The sequence below is a fragment of the Thermus tengchongensis genome (genome assembly GCF_021462405.1).
GTDB classification, from domain to species: Bacteria; Deinococcota; Deinococci; order Deinococcales; family Thermaceae; genus Thermus; species Thermus tengchongensis.
The window spans coordinates 306036-322014 of the sequence record NZ_JAKEDU010000001.1 but is presented as its reverse complement, the minus strand read 5'-3'; the positions used below and the strand labels follow the sequence as shown (position 1 = coordinate 322014).

Annotated in this window: 20 protein-coding genes and 1 tRNA gene; 13 read left to right on the top strand and 8 right to left on the bottom strand. The window is 66.2% G+C overall.

Features of this window, described 5'->3' with window-relative positions:
* Positions 1–8 precede the first annotated feature (8 nt).
* The gene (locus L1087_RS01650; RefSeq protein WP_167764517.1) at positions 9–146 is read right to left on the bottom strand and encodes a hypothetical protein; all 138 of its coding nucleotides are present in this window, start codon (positions 144–146) and stop codon (positions 9–11) included.
* Positions 147–251: 105 nt separating this feature from the next.
* Between L1087_RS01650 and L1087_RS01645 the strand changes: the two genes are divergently transcribed.
* The 9 genes from L1087_RS01645 to L1087_RS01605 are packed head-to-tail and all read left to right on the top strand — an operon-like array spanning position 252 to position 6893.
* Positions 252–560, top strand: coding sequence for a winged helix-turn-helix transcriptional regulator (locus L1087_RS01645; RefSeq protein ID WP_038042947.1), 309 nt, complete (start codon positions 252–254; stop codon positions 558–560).
* Positions 557–1360 (top strand): septum site-determining protein MinD, encoded by an 804-nt coding sequence (gene minD / locus L1087_RS01640; protein WP_038042945.1) that lies wholly within the window; start codon positions 557–559, stop codon positions 1358–1360. The genes L1087_RS01645 and minD overlap by 4 nt, the downstream gene beginning before the upstream one ends.
* Positions 1360–1581 carry a cell division topological specificity factor MinE gene (gene minE, locus L1087_RS01635; RefSeq protein ID WP_038042944.1) on the top strand — a complete coding sequence of 74 codons (222 nt, stop codon included), beginning with the start codon at positions 1360–1362 and terminating at the stop codon, positions 1579–1581. The genes minD and minE overlap by 1 nt, the downstream gene beginning before the upstream one ends.
* 6 nt (positions 1582–1587) lie before the next feature.
* Entirely contained in the window at positions 1588–2667 is a 1080-nt protein-coding gene (rodA, locus tag L1087_RS01630) for a rod shape-determining protein RodA (protein WP_234557323.1), read from the top strand.
* A gap of 40 nt (positions 2668–2707) precedes the next feature.
* Entirely contained in the window at positions 2708–3778 is a 1071-nt protein-coding gene (locus L1087_RS01625; protein ID WP_038043651.1) for an ABC transporter ATP-binding protein, read from the top strand.
* Positions 3771–4631, top strand: a complete 861-nt coding sequence (locus L1087_RS01620) for an ABC transporter permease (protein WP_038042942.1) — start codon at positions 3771–3773, stop codon at positions 4629–4631. Before L1087_RS01625 ends, L1087_RS01620 begins: the two co-directional genes overlap by 8 nt.
* Positions 4628–5407 carry an ABC transporter permease gene (locus L1087_RS01615; RefSeq protein WP_135260022.1) on the top strand — a complete coding sequence of 260 codons (780 nt, stop codon included), beginning with the start codon at positions 4628–4630 and terminating at the stop codon, positions 5405–5407. The genes L1087_RS01620 and L1087_RS01615 overlap by 4 nt, the downstream gene beginning before the upstream one ends.
* Positions 5404–6462, top strand: a complete 1059-nt coding sequence (locus tag L1087_RS01610; RefSeq protein ID WP_135260023.1) for a polyamine ABC transporter substrate-binding protein — start codon at positions 5404–5406, stop codon at positions 6460–6462. Before L1087_RS01615 ends, L1087_RS01610 begins: the two co-directional genes overlap by 4 nt.
* A gap of 35 nt (positions 6463–6497) precedes the next feature.
* A complete protein-coding gene (locus L1087_RS01605; protein ID WP_038042938.1) occupies positions 6498–6893 on the top strand; it encodes a c-type cytochrome in 396 nt (131 codons plus the stop codon).
* Here the strand turns inward: L1087_RS01605 and ilvD are convergent.
* Genes ilvD through leuC form a run of 7 tightly spaced genes read right to left on the bottom strand, consistent with a single transcriptional unit; the run spans position 6890 to position 13437 of the window.
* Positions 6890–8560: a dihydroxy-acid dehydratase gene (gene ilvD, locus L1087_RS01600; protein ID WP_234557322.1), complete on the bottom strand. Its 1671-nt coding sequence runs from the start codon at positions 8558–8560 to the stop codon at positions 6890–6892. The genes L1087_RS01605 and ilvD overlap by 4 nt on opposite strands.
* Positions 8557–9291 carry an SDR family NAD(P)-dependent oxidoreductase gene (locus L1087_RS01595; RefSeq protein ID WP_234557321.1) on the bottom strand — a complete coding sequence of 245 codons (735 nt, stop codon included), beginning with the start codon at positions 9289–9291 and terminating at the stop codon, positions 8557–8559. Before L1087_RS01595 ends, ilvD begins: the two co-directional genes overlap by 4 nt.
* The gene (locus L1087_RS01590; RefSeq protein WP_234557320.1) at positions 9288–9821 is read right to left on the bottom strand and encodes a Uma2 family endonuclease; all 534 of its coding nucleotides are present in this window, start codon (positions 9819–9821) and stop codon (positions 9288–9290) included. The genes L1087_RS01595 and L1087_RS01590 overlap by 4 nt, the downstream gene beginning before the upstream one ends.
* On the bottom strand, positions 9818–10357 hold the full coding sequence (locus tag L1087_RS01585; protein WP_234557319.1) for a Uma2 family endonuclease: 540 nt from the start codon (positions 10355–10357) through the stop codon (positions 9818–9820). The genes L1087_RS01590 and L1087_RS01585 overlap by 4 nt, the downstream gene beginning before the upstream one ends.
* A gap of 5 nt (positions 10358–10362) precedes the next feature.
* Entirely contained in the window at positions 10363–11400 is a 1038-nt protein-coding gene (gene leuB, locus L1087_RS01580) for a 3-isopropylmalate dehydrogenase (RefSeq protein WP_234557318.1), read from the bottom strand.
* A complete protein-coding gene (gene leuD / locus L1087_RS01575; RefSeq protein WP_234557317.1) occupies positions 11397–12002 on the bottom strand; it encodes a 3-isopropylmalate dehydratase small subunit in 606 nt (201 codons plus the stop codon). The genes leuB and leuD overlap by 4 nt, the downstream gene beginning before the upstream one ends.
* A gap of 19 nt (positions 12003–12021) precedes the next feature.
* Complete coding sequence (gene leuC / locus L1087_RS01570; protein ID WP_234557316.1) at positions 12022–13437, bottom strand: 3-isopropylmalate dehydratase large subunit; 1416 nt, start codon at positions 13435–13437, stop codon at positions 12022–12024.
* 168 nt (positions 13438–13605) lie between these two features.
* Here leuC and L1087_RS01565 point away from each other — a divergent pair, with 168 nt between their 5' ends.
* The 4 genes from L1087_RS01565 to L1087_RS01550 all read left to right on the top strand — a co-directional run bounded on the left by L1087_RS01565 (position 13606) and on the right by L1087_RS01550 (position 15946).
* A complete protein-coding gene (locus tag L1087_RS01565; RefSeq protein WP_234557314.1) occupies positions 13606–14109 on the top strand; it encodes an apolipoprotein A1/A4/E family protein in 504 nt (167 codons plus the stop codon).
* Positions 14110–14154: 45 nt separating this feature from the next.
* Positions 14155–14241: transfer RNA gene (locus L1087_RS01560), tRNA-Leu, on the top strand.
* Between the two features lie 47 nt (positions 14242–14288).
* A complete protein-coding gene (trpS, locus tag L1087_RS01555; RefSeq protein WP_234557313.1) occupies positions 14289–15302 on the top strand; it encodes a tryptophan--tRNA ligase in 1014 nt (337 codons plus the stop codon).
* Positions 15299–15946, top strand: coding sequence for a chromosome segregation protein ScpA (locus L1087_RS01550; protein WP_234557312.1), 648 nt, complete (start codon positions 15299–15301; stop codon positions 15944–15946). The genes trpS and L1087_RS01550 overlap by 4 nt, the downstream gene beginning before the upstream one ends.
* The last annotated feature ends 33 nt before the right edge of the window (positions 15947–15979 follow it).

The window sequence follows — 15979 nt, the reverse complement described above, 5'->3', positions numbered from 1 at the left end:
CCTTAGTTTTACAGGAAAACGCGGACCAGGAGGAGGAAGAGGAAGAGCACCCCGAGCACCAGGAAAAGGGGCGGCAACAGGAGGCTGTAGACCGCCAGCACGAGGGCCAGGAAGTCCTTCCAGTCGGGTGGGATGCCGTCCTTCATCCTTGCCTTAGCATATTCCTCCTCAGAGGCCCAAGGCTATCCTTGGCCTCGGCATCCATGGCTTTACCGGCACATAGCTATGCCGTTTTTTGCTAGCATTGGGCCATGGCCCTGTCCAAGAACACCCGCAAGGTGCTCAAGGTGCTGGCGCGGCGTGGGGCACCGGAGGTGCTCTTCGCCTTAAGCCGGGGAACCTCGCGCTTTTCCGACCTGGAGTCCTTCCTGGGCCTTTCTCCCCGAACCTTGGCGGAGCGGCTTCGGGAGCTCCACCTCCTGGGGTTCGTCCAACGGCAGGCCTACCCCGAGGTTCCCCCCCGGGTAGAATACCTCCTGACCCCGCGGGGCAAGCGGGTTTTGGATTTTCTAAGCGAATTGGACGAGATATTGGATATGGTGCAGGAGGGGAAGCGGTGAAAGCGAGAGCCATCGTGGTGACATCGGGTAAGGGCGGGGTGGGAAAGACCACCACCACCGCCAACCTGGGGGCGGCCTTGGCCAAGCTGGGGGAGAAGGTGGCGGTGGTGGACGTGGACGTGGGCCTGAGGAACCTGGATGTGGTCATGGGCCTCGAGGGGAGGGTGGTCTTTGACCTCATCGACGTCCTGGAGGGGCGGGCCAAGGTGCGCCAGGCCCTGATCCGGGATAAGCGCGTAGAAAACCTCTTCCTCCTTCCCGCCTCCCAGACCAAGGACAAGGAGGCCCTGGACCCCGCCCGCTTCCGAGAGCTGGTGCAGTACCTTTTGACGGAGGAGGGGTTTGACCGGGTGCTCATAGACTCCCCCGCCGGCATCGAGAAGGGCTTCCAGACCGCCGCCACCCCGGCGGAAGGGGCCTTGGTGGTGGTGAACCCCGAGGTCTCTAGCGTCCGGGACGCCGACCGCATCATCGGCCTCCTCGAGGCCCGGGAGATCCGGGAAAACTTCCTCATCATCAACCGCTTGCGGCCCAAGATGGTGGCCCGGGGGGACATGCTCTCCGTGGAGGACGTGGTGGAGATCCTGGGGCTTAAGCCCATCGGCATCATCCCCGAGGACGAGCAGGTGCTCATCTCCACCAACCAAGGGGAGCCCTTGGTGCTTAAAGGGACAAGCCCAGCCGCCCTCGCCTACATGGACACCGCCCGCCGCCTTAGGGGCGAGGAGGTGCCCTTCCGTAACCTGGAGGAGGCCCAGGGGCTTCTATCGGTGATCCGCAGGCTCTTCGGAGGTCGCTGATGTGGTGGCGCAAACGGAGCAAGGAAAAGGCCAAGGAAAGGCTCAAGCTGGTCTTGGCCTACGACCGGGCCAAGCTTTCCCCCGGCCTGGTGGAGAGCTTGAAGCGGGACCTTCTGGAGGTGCTCCGCCGCTACTTCCCCGCCCAGGAGGAAGGGCTTAGCGTGGCCTTTGAGGAGCGGGGGGAGAAGATGGTTCTGATCGCCGATATCCCCTTGCGGTAGGGCTCCATGGTTCTGAGGCGTCCGAACCTCCTGGCCTACGATTGGGGTTTAATCCTCCTGACCCTGGCCATAACCGTTTTAGGTTTGTTTAACCTCCGAAGCGCCGCCCCCGACCCGGGCCTCCTGAACCGCCAGCTTGTGGCCTTCCTCCTGGGCCTCCTCCTGGCCGTGGGGGTTCAGTTCTTTTCCCGCCGCACCGTCTTCGCCTTCGCCTACCCCCTTTACGCCCTTTCCCTTCTCCTTTTGGTGGCCGTCTTGGCCTTCGGCCGGGAGATCAACGGGGCCAAGGCCTGGTTTGTGCTGGGTTCCTTGCAGTTCCAGCCCCTGGAGCTGGCCAAGCTGGGCTTGATCCTGGCCTTGGCCCGGCTCCTCGAGGGCCGGGAGGTGCGCCGGGTGTGGGATTACCTTCTGCCCGGGCTCCTCACGGCCCCCGTGGTCCTCCTCCTCCTCCTCCAACCGGATCTTGGGGGGAGCCTGGTGGTGCTCTTCGGCGTCTTTGCCGTCTTGTTCGTGCGGGGCCTGCCCTGGAAGCACCTCTTGGTGGGCCTTCTCGCCTTGGCCATCCTGGTGCCCACCGTGGTCTGGCCCAACCTCAAGCCCTACCAGCGGGAGCGGGTCCTCATCGTTTTGGATCCCTACCGGGATCCCCTGGGCCAGGGCTTCCAGGTGATCCAGTCCACCATCGCCATCGGCTCGGGAGGGCTCTTCGGCAAGGGGTATGGCCAGGGTACCCAGACCCAGCTGGGCTTCGTCCCCTTCCGCCACACGGACTTCGTCTTCGCCGTCTTTGCCGAGGAGTGGGGGTTTGTGGGCTCCGTGGCCCTCCTGGGGCTTTACGCCCTCCTCTTGGTGCGCCTTCTTAGCATGGCCCTGGAGTGCCCCCGCCCCTCCGACCGCCTGTTCCTGGCCGGGGTAGGGGGGATGCTGGGCTTCCAGGTGCTGGTGAACCTGGGGGTGGCGTTGGGGGTGATGCCGGTGACCGGGTTGACCCTCCCCCTTTTCTCCTACGGGGGTTCCAGCCTCATGGCCACCCTGCTCTCCTTGGGCCTGGTCCTTTTGGTGCACCGGGATAGGGCGGCTCCCTAGAGGCTTGAGCCCGGGGGCCACTCCCCCTAAACTGGGCCCCGTGGCCGGGGAAGTGCTGGTTCGCCTCTTGGGGGTGCGCAAGGGTTTTGGCGGAGTGGTGGCCCTGGATGGCGTGGACCTCGAGGTCAAGCGGGGAGAGTTCTTCAGCCTTTTGGGGCCTTCGGGTTGCGGAAAGACCACCCTTCTCAGGCTTCTCGCCGGGTTTGACACCCCAGATGCCGGGCGCATTGAGATCGCCGGAAAGGACATGACCGGGGTTCCCCCCTATGCCCGCCCCGTGAACACCGTCTTCCAGAACTACGCCCTCTTTCCCCACATGACCGTGGAGGGGAACGTGGCCTTTGGCCTGCGCATGAAGGGGCTTCCCGCAGGGGAGGTGCGTAGGAAGGTGGCCTGGGCCCTGGAGCTGGTGGATCTCCTGGGCCTGGAGAAACGCTACCCGCGGGAGCTTTCCGGGGGGCAGAAGCAGCGGGTGGCCTTGGCCCGGGCCCTGGTGCTGGAGCCTGAGGTGCTCCTATTGGACGAGCCCCTTTCCGCCTTGGACCTCAAGCTCCGCCAGGAGCTTAGGGTGGAGCTCATGCAGCTTCAGCGGAGGCTCGGCACCACCTTCATCTTCGTCACCCACGACCAGGAGGAGGCCCTGGTCATGTCCGACCGGATCGCGGTGATGCGCTCGGGGAGGATTGAGCAGGTGGGCCTGCCCGACGAGGTTTACGAGCGGCCTAAAAACCGCTTCGTGGCGGACTTTTTGGGCCGCTCCAACTTCCTCCCCGCCAGGCCCCATCCCCTGGGGGCGGAGACCCCCCTGGGCCCCCTGCGCCTTCGGGAACCCTTAGCCCGGGAGGCCCACCTGGTGATCCGTCCGGAGAAGATCCGCCTCTACCCCTTGGGGAACGGGGTGCCCGCTCGGGAGAACTTGGTGCGGGCCCGGGTGGAGGAGATCGTCTACACGGGAGCGGAGAACCAGTACTACCTGCGGGCGGGGGAGGTGAGGCTTTTGGCCTACACCCTGAACCAGGACCTGCAGGAGCCTGGGGCCGAGGAGTTCGCCTACGGGGAGGAGGTGTTCTGCTACCTTCCCCCGGAGAACCTGGTGGTGGTCCATGAATGAGGCGGCTACCCCTTGGCAGCGCGCCTTCCGGGTCCTGGTTACCGTGGGCCCTGGGGGCCTTTGGCTTTTGGTCTTCGTCCTCCTTCCTACCCTTCTGGTCCTCTTGGCCTCCTTCCTCACCCGGGGGCCCTATGGGGAGCTTACCGGGCCCTGGGGCTTCCACAACTACGCCAAGCTCTTCCACCCCGTCTACCTCGAGGCCTTTGCCCAAAGCCTTCTCGTGGGGGTCCTGGCCACCCTGATCTCCGCCTTGCTGGGGTATCCCCTGGCCTTTTACATCGCCCGGCATCCCCAGCGGGACCTCCTCCTTTTCCTTCTCCTCCTTCCCTTTCTCACCAACTTCCTGATCCGGGTCTACGCCTGGCTGGTGCTGTTGCAACGGGAGGGCCTGGTGAACGCCCTCCTAGGGGCCTTTGGCCTAGGGCCCCTGGTCCTATATCCTTCCTTCTTCGCCGTGCTCTTGGCCACGGTGTACACCTTCCTGCCCTTTTTCGTCCTGCCGGTGTACGCCAGCGTGGAGCGCCTGGACTGGCAGCTCTTGGAGGCGGCCTACGACCTGGGGGCGAGGCCCGTTAGGGCCTTCTTGCATGCGGTCTTGCCTCAGACCTACCCCGGGCTTTTTGCGGGAAGCGTCCTGGTCTTCATCCCCGCCATGGGTACCTTCGTGGTGGCGGACCTCTTGGGGGCAGGTCGGGTGGTCTTGATGGGGAACCTCATTCAGCAGCAGTTCGGCATCACCCGGGACTGGGCTTTTGGGGCTGCGTTAAGCGTGTTCCTGATGGGGTTTGTGCTTCTTTCCCTTTACCTTTACGCCCGGTTGCAGGGAGAAAGGGGGCTAAAGGACCTGGTATGAGAAGGCTCCTTACCCTCCACGCCTTTTTGGTCTACCTCTTCCTCTATCTGCCCATCCTGGTCATCGTGGCCCTTTCCTTCAACCAAAGCCGCCGGGGGGTGCGCTTCACCGGCTTTACCCTGGACTGGTACCGGGCCCTTTTCCAGGATCCCCGAGTCCTGGAATATTTCCTGAATACCTTGACGGTGGCCTTCGTCTCCACCCTGGTGGCCACCCTTTTGGGCACCCTTCTGGCGGTGGGGTTGGTGCGCTACCGCTTTCCCGGCAAGGGCTTCCTCTCCTACCTCCTCTACATCCCCGTGGTGGTGCCCGATGTGGTCATGGGGGTGTCCCTTCTCCTCCTCTTCGCCCTGGCCCGGGAGGTTTTGGGGTTTCCCCGGCTCTCCCTCCTCACGGTGATCCTGGGGCACATCACCTTCCAGGTGGCCTTCGTGACCCTGGTGGTGCGCTCCAGGCTCCTCCTCCTGGACCCGGCCCTCGAGGAGGCCGCCCGCGACCTGGGGGCCCGGGGCTGGCAGACCTTCTGGCACGTGACCCTGCCCCTGGCCTGGCCAGGGGTGGCGGCGGGGGCCCTCCTCGCCCTCACCCTCTCCCTGGACGACTTCGTGGTCACCTTCTTCACCGCCGGCCCCGGGGCTACCACCCTGCCCCTTTACATCTATTCCAGTGTGAAGCTGGGGGTAAGCCCCAAGGTGCATGCCCTCTCCACCCTGATCATCGGTCTTAGCGCCTTCTTCCTGGCCTTGGGGTATGCTTTAACCCGGAGGAGGGTATGAAGCGTTGGGGAATTCTGGTTTTGGTTCTGGCCCTGGTGGTCGTGGGGTTTCTCCTTTTGCGGCCGAAGCCGGCTTCCCAGGCTGGGGGAACCCTGTACTTTCTGAACTGGGCGGATTACATCCCGGAGGACCTCCTTAAAAAGTTTGAGGCGGAAACCGGGGCCAGGGTGGTCCTGGACACCTTTGAGTCCCCTGAGGCCATGCTGGCCAAGCTGAAGGGGGGAGCGGACCGGGAGTTCTCCCTGGTGGTGGCCCCCGACTACTACGTGCTCCAGATGGCCCGGGAGGGGCTCCTCGCTCCCCTGGAGAAGGCAAAACTTAAGAACCTGGCCAACCTGGACCCCTTCTTCCTGGACCCTCCCTATGACCCTGGCCTCCGGTACTCCGTCCCCTACCTCTGGGGCACCACGGGTCTGGCCTACAGGGAGGACTTGGTGAAGGGGAGCGTGGACTCCTACGCCGTTCTCTTTGACCCCGCCCGAAGCGTGGGGCCCTTCCTCCTCCTGGACGAGATGCGGGAGACCATCGGGGCCGCTTTGAAGTACCTAGGCTACTCGGTGAACGCCACGGACCCCCAGGCCCTAGAGAAGGCCAAGGCGCTCCTCATAGAGGCCAAGCGGCGCTCCGTGGGCTTCGCCGGGGGGGTGGAGGCCTTGAACCGCATCCTGGCGGGGGATGCCGCCCTGGCCTTGGCCTACTCCGGGGATGTGCTCCAGGCCAGACAGGAGGATGAGAGGCTTCACTATGTCATTCCCAAGGAAGGGGGCACCCTTTGGACCGACGCCCTGGTGGTCCTCAAGCGGGGGCCCAGCCAGGATCTGGCCTACCGCTTCATCGACTTTTTGCTGGAACCGGAAAACGCCGCCGCCCTGGCGGCATACACCCGCTACGCCACCCCCGTGGCCAAGGCCCTTCCCCTTCTTCCCGAGGAGATGCGCCAGGACCCTGCGGTTTTTCCCCCGGAGGAGGTGCGGGCCAAGCTTGAGTACCTCAAGGACCTGGGCCCGGATATCGCCCTTTACGACCGGGTCTGGACCGAGGTAAAGGCCCGCTAAAGGCCCTAAGGGTTCGGATCCCCTATACTGGTTACATGAAGCGGTCCTTGCTCCCGCTTTTCCTCTTGTTGGGCCTGGGGGCGGCCCTGGCCCAGGGGGCGGGGGGGCTTTGGACCAGGACCTGCGCCGTCTGCCATGGGGAGAAGGCCCAGGGCGACCGGTCTTACCCGGGACTCCAAGGGGTGGCCCCCTTCTTCGCCACCCCGGAGGGCCGGCGGTACCTGGTCCTGGTGGTCCTCTACGGCAAGAAGGGGGAGGCCGGGCTCATGCCCGGCTTTGCCCAGCTCAAGGACGAGGAGCTTGCTGCCCTATTGAACCACCTGAAGGCCCTTCTCCAGGCCAAGGGAGATTCCTTCACCCCGGAGGAGATACGCCAGGGGCGGGGCCTGAACCTCACCCCCGATGCGGTCAAGCGGCCCGGGAAACCCTAGGCCTTGGGGTCCTTCAGCACCGCTCCCTGGTCCGCCTGCTCCACCAGGGCGGCGTAGCGGGCAAAGAGGCCGTGGCGGAACGCCGGAGGACGGGGTTGCCAACGTTCCTGCCGCTTCCGCAGTTCCTCCTCGGAAAGGAGGACCTCCAGAAGCCGGTTTTCCACGTCGATCCGCACCCGGTCCCCCTCCTCCAGGAGGGCGATGGGCCCGCCCACGAAGGCCTCGGGGGCGATGTGGCCGATCATGAGGCCCCGGGTGCCCCCGGAGAAGCGGCCGTCGGTGAGGAGGGCCACTTCGGGGCCCAGGCCCTCCCCCACGATGGCGCTGGTGACGGAGAGCATCTCGGGCATCCCGGGGGCGCCCTTGGGGCCCACGTAGCGGATCACCACCACGTCCCCGGGGCGGATCTCCCCCTTGAGCACCTTCTCCATGGCCGCCTCCTCGGAGTCAAAGACCCGGGCCGGCCCCTCAAAGTAGGTGCGCTCGGTGCCGGCCAGCTTCAAGACCGCTCCCCTGGGGGCCAGGTTGCCCCTAAGCACCACCAGCCCCCCGTGGGGCTTGAGGGCCTGCTCCACGGGGAAGACCACCTGCTGGCCTGGGCTTTCCCGGTAGGCCCGTTCCACCTCCTCGGCCAGGGTCCTGCCGGTGAGGGTCTTTTCCTCCCCATAAAGAAGCCCTGCTTCCAGGAGGTTTCGGAAGACCAAGGCGGTGCCCCCTGCCTCGTAGAGCTCCCAGGCGGTGTAGGTGCCCCAAGGGCGGAGGTCGGCGATGACTGGGGTGTTGCGGGACACCCGGTCAAAGTCGTCCAAGGAGAGCTCCACCCCCGCCTCCTTGGCCAGGGCCAGGAGGTGGAGCACGGCGTTGGTGCTCCCGCCGGTGGCGGCCACGGCGGCGATGGCGTTGAGGAAGCTCCTCCGCGTGAGGAAGTCCTTGGGCTTCCAGTCCCGTTCAATGGCCTCGGCCAGGATGCGCCCCGCTTCCCGGGTGGCCTTGGCCTTTTCCGGGTGCACGGCGGGGATGGCGTTGTAGCCCACGGGGGAGAGGCCCAGGGCCTCGAGGGCCATGGCCATGGTGTTGGCGGTGTACTGGCCGCCGCAGGCCCCGGGGCCGGGGATGGCCCGGCGCTCGATCTCTAGGAGCTCCTCGTCCGTGATCCTCCCCGCCGCCCGCTGCCCCACGGCCTCGAAGACCTCCACAATGGTGAGCTTCCTGCCTTGCCACTCCCCGGGGGCGATGGTCCCCCCGTAGAGGACCATCCCCGGAATCCCGCTCCGGATCACCCCCATGGCCCCGCCGGGGATGGTTTTGTCGCAGGCGGAGAGGACCACCATCCCGTCGTAGAGGTAGCCCTGGGCCACCAGTTCCACGCTGTCGGCGATGACCTCGCGGCTTACAAGGCTCGCCCGCATCCCGGGGGTGCCCATGCTGATGCCGTCGGAGATGGCGGGGGCCCCGAACTCAAAGGGGAAGACCCCGGCCTCCTTGAGCCCCGCCTTCAGGTCTAGGGCCAGCTGGCGGAGGTGGTAGTTGCAGGGCATCCCGTCGGTGAAGGTGTTCACCACCCCCACAAAGGGCCTCTGGAAATCCTCGTCCCCTACCCCCACCGCCCGGAGCATGGCGCGGGCGGGGGCCTGCTGCAATCCCTTTTTGATGCGGTCGGATCTCATGCGTCCCTCCAAGAGGCGATCTTGCCGTGGAACTGGCGCGCCCTAGGCAGGAGGCGCACCAGGGCCTGGGCGGCCTGTTCCGGGGTGAGGAGGTGGCCCTCCTCCTTGTACCCTCTGAAAACCCGGTGGAGCACGGGGGCAGCGCTCCCCTGGGCCTCCCGGGCCTGGCGTTGCATCTCGGTCTCCACCACCCCCGGGCGGTAGACGAAACAGCTCACTTCCGGCACCTCGGCGGCAAGCTGTTTGGCCAAGTGCTCCTCCGCCGCCTTGGCCACCGCGTAGGCCCCGATGCCGGGGAGGTTAGACTCTGCCGCCCCGGAGCCCACATAGACCGCCAGACCTTCCCCCTGGGCCCGCAGGCGGGGGTAGGCGAAGCGGGCGAGCTGGTAGCCCGCCAGAAGGTTGGCCTCCAGCACTTCCAGGAAGAGGGGCTCGGCGATCTCGTAGACCAAGGGCCCCGGGTGCAGGACCCCGGCGTTGTGGATGTACCCGTAAAAGCTCCCCAGGGCTTCCGCCTTCTTGACCAGGGCCTCGGCTACCTCGGCCTTCCCTGCGCTTCCTGCCACCGCCTCGGCCCTTATCCCTAAGGCCCGCACCGCCTCCAGAACCTCCAGCAAGGGCTTCTCCGAGCGGGCGTTCAGCACCAGGTGGTAGCCCGCCTTGGCCAGCTCCAGGGCCAGGGCCTTTCCAATCCCGCGGCTTGCCCCGGTGAGGATCAGGGTCTTTCTCATAGCAGGACCTCCACGGGGATCCCCACCCCCATAAAGCTCAGGGACTCGCCCGGCCCTAGGGCCCTCACCTCCTTGTAGCCTCCCTCCTTGGGCTCCCTATGCACCAGAACCCGCCTGCCTTCCAGGTCCACCACCCAGACCTCGGGCACGCCCCCCTGGGCGTAGAGGGGCACCTTCACCCCCAGGTCGTGGCGGAGGGAGGTGTCGGAGACCTCCACCACCAAAAGGGCGTCTTTCCCTTCCGGTAGCCTTTCCTCGTAGAAGTCGGGCCGGGGTGGCAGGAGGGCGAGGTCGGGGTAGAGCTCCGACTCCCCCACCACCAAGGGGCTTTGCACAAAGAGAATGGCCTTTTCTGGGACCAGGGGGGCGAGGAGGGCGGTGAGCCGGGCCACTTTGGCCGCATGGCGCTTGCCGATGGGGCTCTTCTCCAAAAGTTCTCCTTCCACCAGCTCCAGCCTCAGGTCCTCGGGGAAGACCCCGGCTTCCACCATGCGGTGGAACTCCTCCAGGGAGATCTTGTGGCGGGTCACGGCAGGACCTCCTTCACCGGGACCTTGAGCCCCAGCACCTCCAGCTCGCCCTCCTCGAGGGCCTCCCGCTCCCCATAGCCCTCCCCGGCGGGCCTGCGGAAGACGTGCACCCGGTCCCGGGCCAGGTCCACCACCCAGACCTCCGGCACCCCAGCCCGGGCGTAGAGGGGCACCTTGACGTTCAGGTCGTAGTCCAAGGAGGTGTCCGCCACCTCCACCACCAGGAGGGCATCCCGGGCCTCAGGCACCTTGTCGCGGTAGAAGTCTTCCCGGTAGGCGAGGAGGGCGAGGTCGGGCTGGGGCTCGTTTTCCGGGGAAAGCCTCAGAGGATCTTGCACCTGCAGAAGGGCTTTCCTCGCCTGCTGCAGGGGAAAAAGGAGATCCATAAGCCGTTTGACTGCCGCCATGTGGCGCTTGCCCACCGGACTCATGGTGAAGATCTCCCCCCTCACCAGTTCCACCCGGGCGTCCTCGGGGAGGATGCCGGCCTCGTGCATGCGGTGGAAGTCCTCGGCGGTGAAGCGGTGGCGGAGCATTTTCCCTATTTTAGATGGCGGAGCACCTCCTGGGTGAAGGCCTCCGTCCCCGCACTGCCCCCCAGGTCCGGCGGGGGGGCCTCCAGGAGGGCCTGGGCCACGGCGTCCTCCACCCTCCTTGCCAGCTCCACCAGGCCGAAGGCGTGCTCCAGCATCATGGCCGCCGAGAGGATGGCGGCGGTGGGGTTGGCGATGCCTTTCCCGGCGATATCCGGGGCGGAGCCGTGCACCGGTTCAAAAACCGGGGTGCCCCGCCCCAAGGAGGCGGAGGGGAGAAGCCCCAAGGAGCCGGGAAGCACCGAGGCCAGATCGGAGAGGATGTCCCCGAAGAGGTTCCCCGTGACCACCACGTCGAAGCGCCCCGGGTTCTTCACCAGGTGCATGGCCATGGCGTCCACGTACTGGTGCTCCAGGGCCACCTCGGGGTAGCCTTGGTGGACCTCCTCCACCGTCTTGCGCCAGAACTCCCCCACCTCCAAGACGTTGGCCTTGTCCACGCTCACCACGTGCTTCCTACGCTTCCTGGCCGCTTCAAAGGCTACCTTAGCCACCCGCTCCACCTCAGGGCGGGAGTAGCGTTCGGTGTTCCAGGCCTCGGCCTCCGACATCCCCCGGGGCTCCCCGAAATAGATGCCCCCGGTGAGCTCCCGCACGATGAGCAAGTCCACCCCCCGGGCCACTTCCTCCTTCAAAGGGGAAAGCCTTTCCAGGCCGGGGAAGACCTTGGCGGGGCGCAGGTTGGCGAAGAGGTCCTGGCTTTTCCTTAAAGCGAGAAGCCCGGTTTCCGGGCGGATCTTGCGGGGAAGGTTGTCCCACTTGGGCCCCCCCACGCTCCCCAGGAGCACCGCCTCCGCCCCTTCCACCCCCTTGCGGGTAACCTCGGGGAAGGGCTCGCCGAACCGGTCGATGGCCGCCCCGCCGAAGGGGTAGACCTCGTAGACGAGGCCCAAGCCGTGGGCCTCGTCCAGGGCCTGGAGCACCTTTAGGGCGGCCTCGGTCACCTCGGGGCCGATGCCGTCTCCCGGCAGGACCGCCAGCTTCATTCCGCCCTCCTGGGGTAGGGGAGCCTGCGGTCAAACTCGTCCAGGAGCTCCCCGGCTTCCAAAAGCTCCCCGATGGGGTCCCAAAGCCCTTCCACCAGGGCTTCCCGAGCGGCCTCGGGGATGGAGAGGGGGGCGGTGCGGTCCCCGAAGCGCACCTCTTTGGCCAGGAGGTCCACCTCCACCTCGAGGGCCGGGTCCTCCTCCACCGCCTGGAAGAGCACCTCCAGGTCCTCCGGAGCCAGGGTCACGCAGGGGAGGCCGATGGCGGTGGCGTTGCCGAAGAAGATCTCCGCGAAGCTTTCCCCGATGAGGGCTTTGAACCCGGCCCGCTTGATGGCCTGGGGGGCGTGTTCCCGGCTGGAGCCGGAGCCAAACCCCGCCTCCACCAGGAGGATGGTGGCCCCTCGGTACCGGGGGTCGTTCAGGGGGTGGGGCTTGGGGTTGCCCCCTTCGTCAAAGCGCTCGTCGTAGAAGAGGTACTGGCCCAAGCCCTCAAAGGTGAGGGCCTTCATGAAGCGGGCGGGGATGATGCGGTCGGTGTCGATGTCCTTGCCCCTAAGGGGCACTGCCCGGCCACGAATGAGGGTGATTTTTTCCAGCATGCTCGCCTCCCATCTAGCGCTAGCGCGCCAAGATGCCAAACACCTCGCGGGCGTCCGCGATCTCGCCCGTCACCGCCGCCGCCGCCACCATCAGGGGGCTCATGAGGACCGTGCGCCCCCTGGGGCTTCCCATGCGCCCCTTGTAGTTGCGGTTGGAGGAGCTGGCGGCCAGTTCGTCCCCTTGCAGGCGGTCCGGGTTCATGGCCAGGCACATGGAGCACCCCGGGTTCCGCCACTCAAACCCCGCCTCGCGGAAGACTTCGGCGATGCCCTCCTCCTCGGCCTTCTGGGCCACCCACTCCGAGCCCGGCACCACCAGGGCCCTAACCCCCTTCTTGACCTTGTGGCCCTTCAGGAAGCGGGCCACCTCCCGGAGGTCCGAAAGCCTAGCGTTGGTGCAGCTCCCAATGAAGGCCACCTGGATGGGCACCCCCTTGATGGGCTGGCCGGGCTTCAGGCCCATGTAGGCCAAGGCCTCTTCCGCCACGGGGCGCTCTTCCTCGGGAAGCTCCTCCAGGAGGGGGATCCTACCGTCAATGGGCACCGCCTGCCCGGGGTTGATGCCCCAGGTGACCGTGGGGGGGATCTCCTCGGCCCGGAAGGTGACCACGTCGTCATAATGGGCGTCGGGATCGGAGGCGAAACTTTTCCAGCGCCTTTTGGCCTCCTCCCACTCCGCCCCCTTGGGGCTATAGGGGCGGCCTTCCAGGTAGGCGAAGGTGGTCTCGTCGGGGTTCACGTAGCCGATGCGGGCCCCGCCCTCGATGGACATGTTGCAAAGGGTCATGCGGCTTTCCATGTCCATGGCCTCCACGGCGCTTCCCCCGTACTCATAGGCGTAGCCCAACCCCCCCTTCACCCCCAGGTGGCGGATGATGTGCAGGATCACGTCCTTGGCGTAGACCCCGGGGGCGAGCTTCCCCTCCACGTTGATGCGCCGCACCTTGAGCCGGCTGGCGGCCAGGGTCTGGGTGGCGAGCACGTCCCGCACCTGGCTGGTGCCGATGCCGAAGGCCACCGCCCCGAAGGCCCCGTGGGTGGAGGTGTGGGAATCCCCGCAGGCGATGGTCATGCCGGGCTGGGTGAGGCCCAGCTGGGGGCCGATCACGTGCACGATCCCCTGGTTCCCGCTTCCCAGGTCAAAGAAGGTGATCCCGTGCTCCTTGGTGTTCTGCCGGAGGGCTTCCAGCATGCTCTGGGCCAGAGGATCCTGGAAGGGCTCGGTGCGGTCGTGGGTGGGGACGATGTGGTCCACGGTGGCGAAGGTGCGGTGGGGGTAGCGCACCTTGAGCCCCAGGTCCTTCAGCATCCCGAAAGCCTGGGGGCTCGTTACCTCGTGGAGGAGGTGCAGGTCGATGAAAAGCTGGCTTTGCCCGCTTCGGAGCTTCCTTACCTCGTGCGCTTCCCAGACTTTTTCGTAAAGCGTTTTTCCCATGCTCCCTCCCTTGCAAAAATCCCCCGGGTTTTGGGCCCGGGGGAAGGCAACAGGGCTTCCCTAAGCCGGGCCTGCCCGGCCTAGGTCTAGCAGAAAGCCCCGCCGCATTGTCCTATAGCCTACGCTTCCTTTGCCCCGGGGTCAAGTGCTGTGCTAGCCTGGGGGTAGATGACCACGGAGGAGCGCCTCTACAAGTTGGAAGGAATTGTGGAAGGGGTGATGGCCACCCTCCCTGAACGGGTTACCGCTTTGGAAACCCGCATGGATCTTTTGCGCCAGGAGATCAAGGCGGAACTTGTGGCCCTACGCCAGGAGTTCAAGGATGACATGGCGGTTTTACGCCAAGACCTCAAGGGGGACATGGCGGCCCTCGAGGGGCGCCTTAAGGAGGAGATGGCCACCCTTCGCCAGGAGCTCAAGGGGGACATGGCTTCTTTACGCCAGGAGTTTAAAGGGGACATGGCTTCCTTACGCCAGGAGCTCAAGGCGGTGATGGGGGCTTTGGAGGGGCGTCTTGGGGAGCAGATGGCGTCCTTGCGGCAAGAGCTCAAGGGGGATGTGGCTTCCCTGCGCCAGGAGCTAAAGGGGGACATCAACACCGCCCTAAACCGCCTCATGCTCTACTTCAGTGCCCTGGCGGTGATCCTGGCCCTCCTCACCCTTTGGCGCTAGGGCTTGACGGGGATAAGGGCCTTCCGTACAATAACCCTTGCGTCTGCCGGGGTGGCGGAATTGGTAGACGCGCACGATTCAGGGTCGTGTGCCCGCGAGGGCGTGCGGGTTCAAGTCCCGCCCCCGGCACCAGGAAGGCCCCCGCAAGGGGGCCTCGCCCTTTTGCTACACTTAAGCCCATGACGCGGGTTCTCTCCGGCATCCAGCCCTCGGGGGAGATCCACATCGGCAACTACCTGGGGGCCATCAAGCAGTGGGTGGAGCTGGGGGAGAGGTTGGGGCGGGAGGCTTTCTTCTGCATCGTGGACTACCACGCCCTCACCAACCCCCTGGCCTACGACCCCGCCACCCTGGCCCGGCGCACCTTTGAGGCGGCCCTGGTGAACATGGCCGCTGGCCTCAACCCGGAAAAGGTGACCCTCTTCGTCCAGTCCCACGTGCCCGAGCACACCGAGCTCTCCTGGGTCTTCACCACCCTCACCCCCCTGGGGGACCTCACCCGCATGACCCAGTTCAAGGACAAGGCGGCCAAGCAGGAGGCGGTCTGGTCAGGCCTCCTCATGTACCCCGTGCTCCAGGCGGCGGACATCCTCATCTACAAGGCGGACACCGTCCCCGTGGGGGAGGACCAGGTACAGCACATCGAGCTCACCCGGGAGATCGCAAGGCGCTTCAACGCCCTCTTCGGGGAAACCTTCCCCGAGCCAAAGGCCCTCCTGAACCCCGAGGCCCCCAGGGTGCCGGGCATCGACGGCAAGGCCAAGATGAGCAAGTCCCTGGGGAACACCATCGGGCTTCTGGAGGACGAAAGGAGCATCTGGGAAAAGATCCGCCACCTCCCTGACGACCCCCAGAGGATCCGCCTTTCCGACCCCGGGGACCCGGAGCGCACCATCGTCTTCACCTACCTCTCCTACTTCGCCCCCAAGGAGCTGGTGGCGGCCCTGAAGGAAGAGTACCGCAAGGCGGGCATCGGCACCCTGGTGGTGAAGCGGATCCTCTTTGAGGAACTGATGAAGACCCTGCGCCCCATCCGCGAGCGGGCAGAGGAGCTCAAGAAGGACCCCGACTACGTGATGGACGCCCTCCTGGAAGGGGCCAAGCGGGCACGGGCGGTGGCGGCGGCCACCATGGAGGAGGTGCGGGAGAAGGTGGGGCTCCTTCTCCCCACGAAGCGCCCGGTATTCCGGTGATTCGGCTGGAGTTTCCCGGGTTTGCCGGCACCCCGGTGGAGCTCCGGGAGGCCCTGAGGCGGGGTAGGCTTTCCCCCAAAGGGCTTCCCGTCCTCCTGGTGGTGGAGCAGGCCCTGGCCCAGGTGCCGGAGGACCTTCGGGCCCGGGCAGAGCTTCTTCCCCTCCTGGCCGAGCTTTTGGTGCTGAAGCTTTCCCCGGAACGGGCCCTCACCCCCAAGGAGGAGGGGGAGGAGGCCCCCATCGTGCGGGTGCTGGTGGACCTTTCCGAAACCGTGGCCTTTCTGGAGGAGCGCCTCAAGCGGCGGGCCCGGCTCCTTCCCGTGGCCCCGCCCCCGGTGCCCCGGCCCGCCCTGCGCCTTTCCCCCAAGGCGCTCAAGGAGGCTGCCCGGCCCTTCCGCAAGGCGGTGCTGGCCCTGCCCCGGGAGGGCTTCGGCCTAAAGGAGGCCTGGGAGCGGTTGAAGGGCTTCCTGAGGGGGCGGGTGGCCTTCCACCGCCTGCCCCTGCGGGGCTGGGGGGAAAGGGCGGTGGGCTTCGCGGCGCTTTTGGAGGCACACCGGTTGGGCCTGGTGCGGCTATGCCAGGAAGAGCCCTTCGGCCCCCTTTGGGTGGAGGCGGAAGGGGTTTTGGAGGAGCGGCTGGCCTAAATGCCCCAACGGGGCCTCAAAAGGGGCACAGGC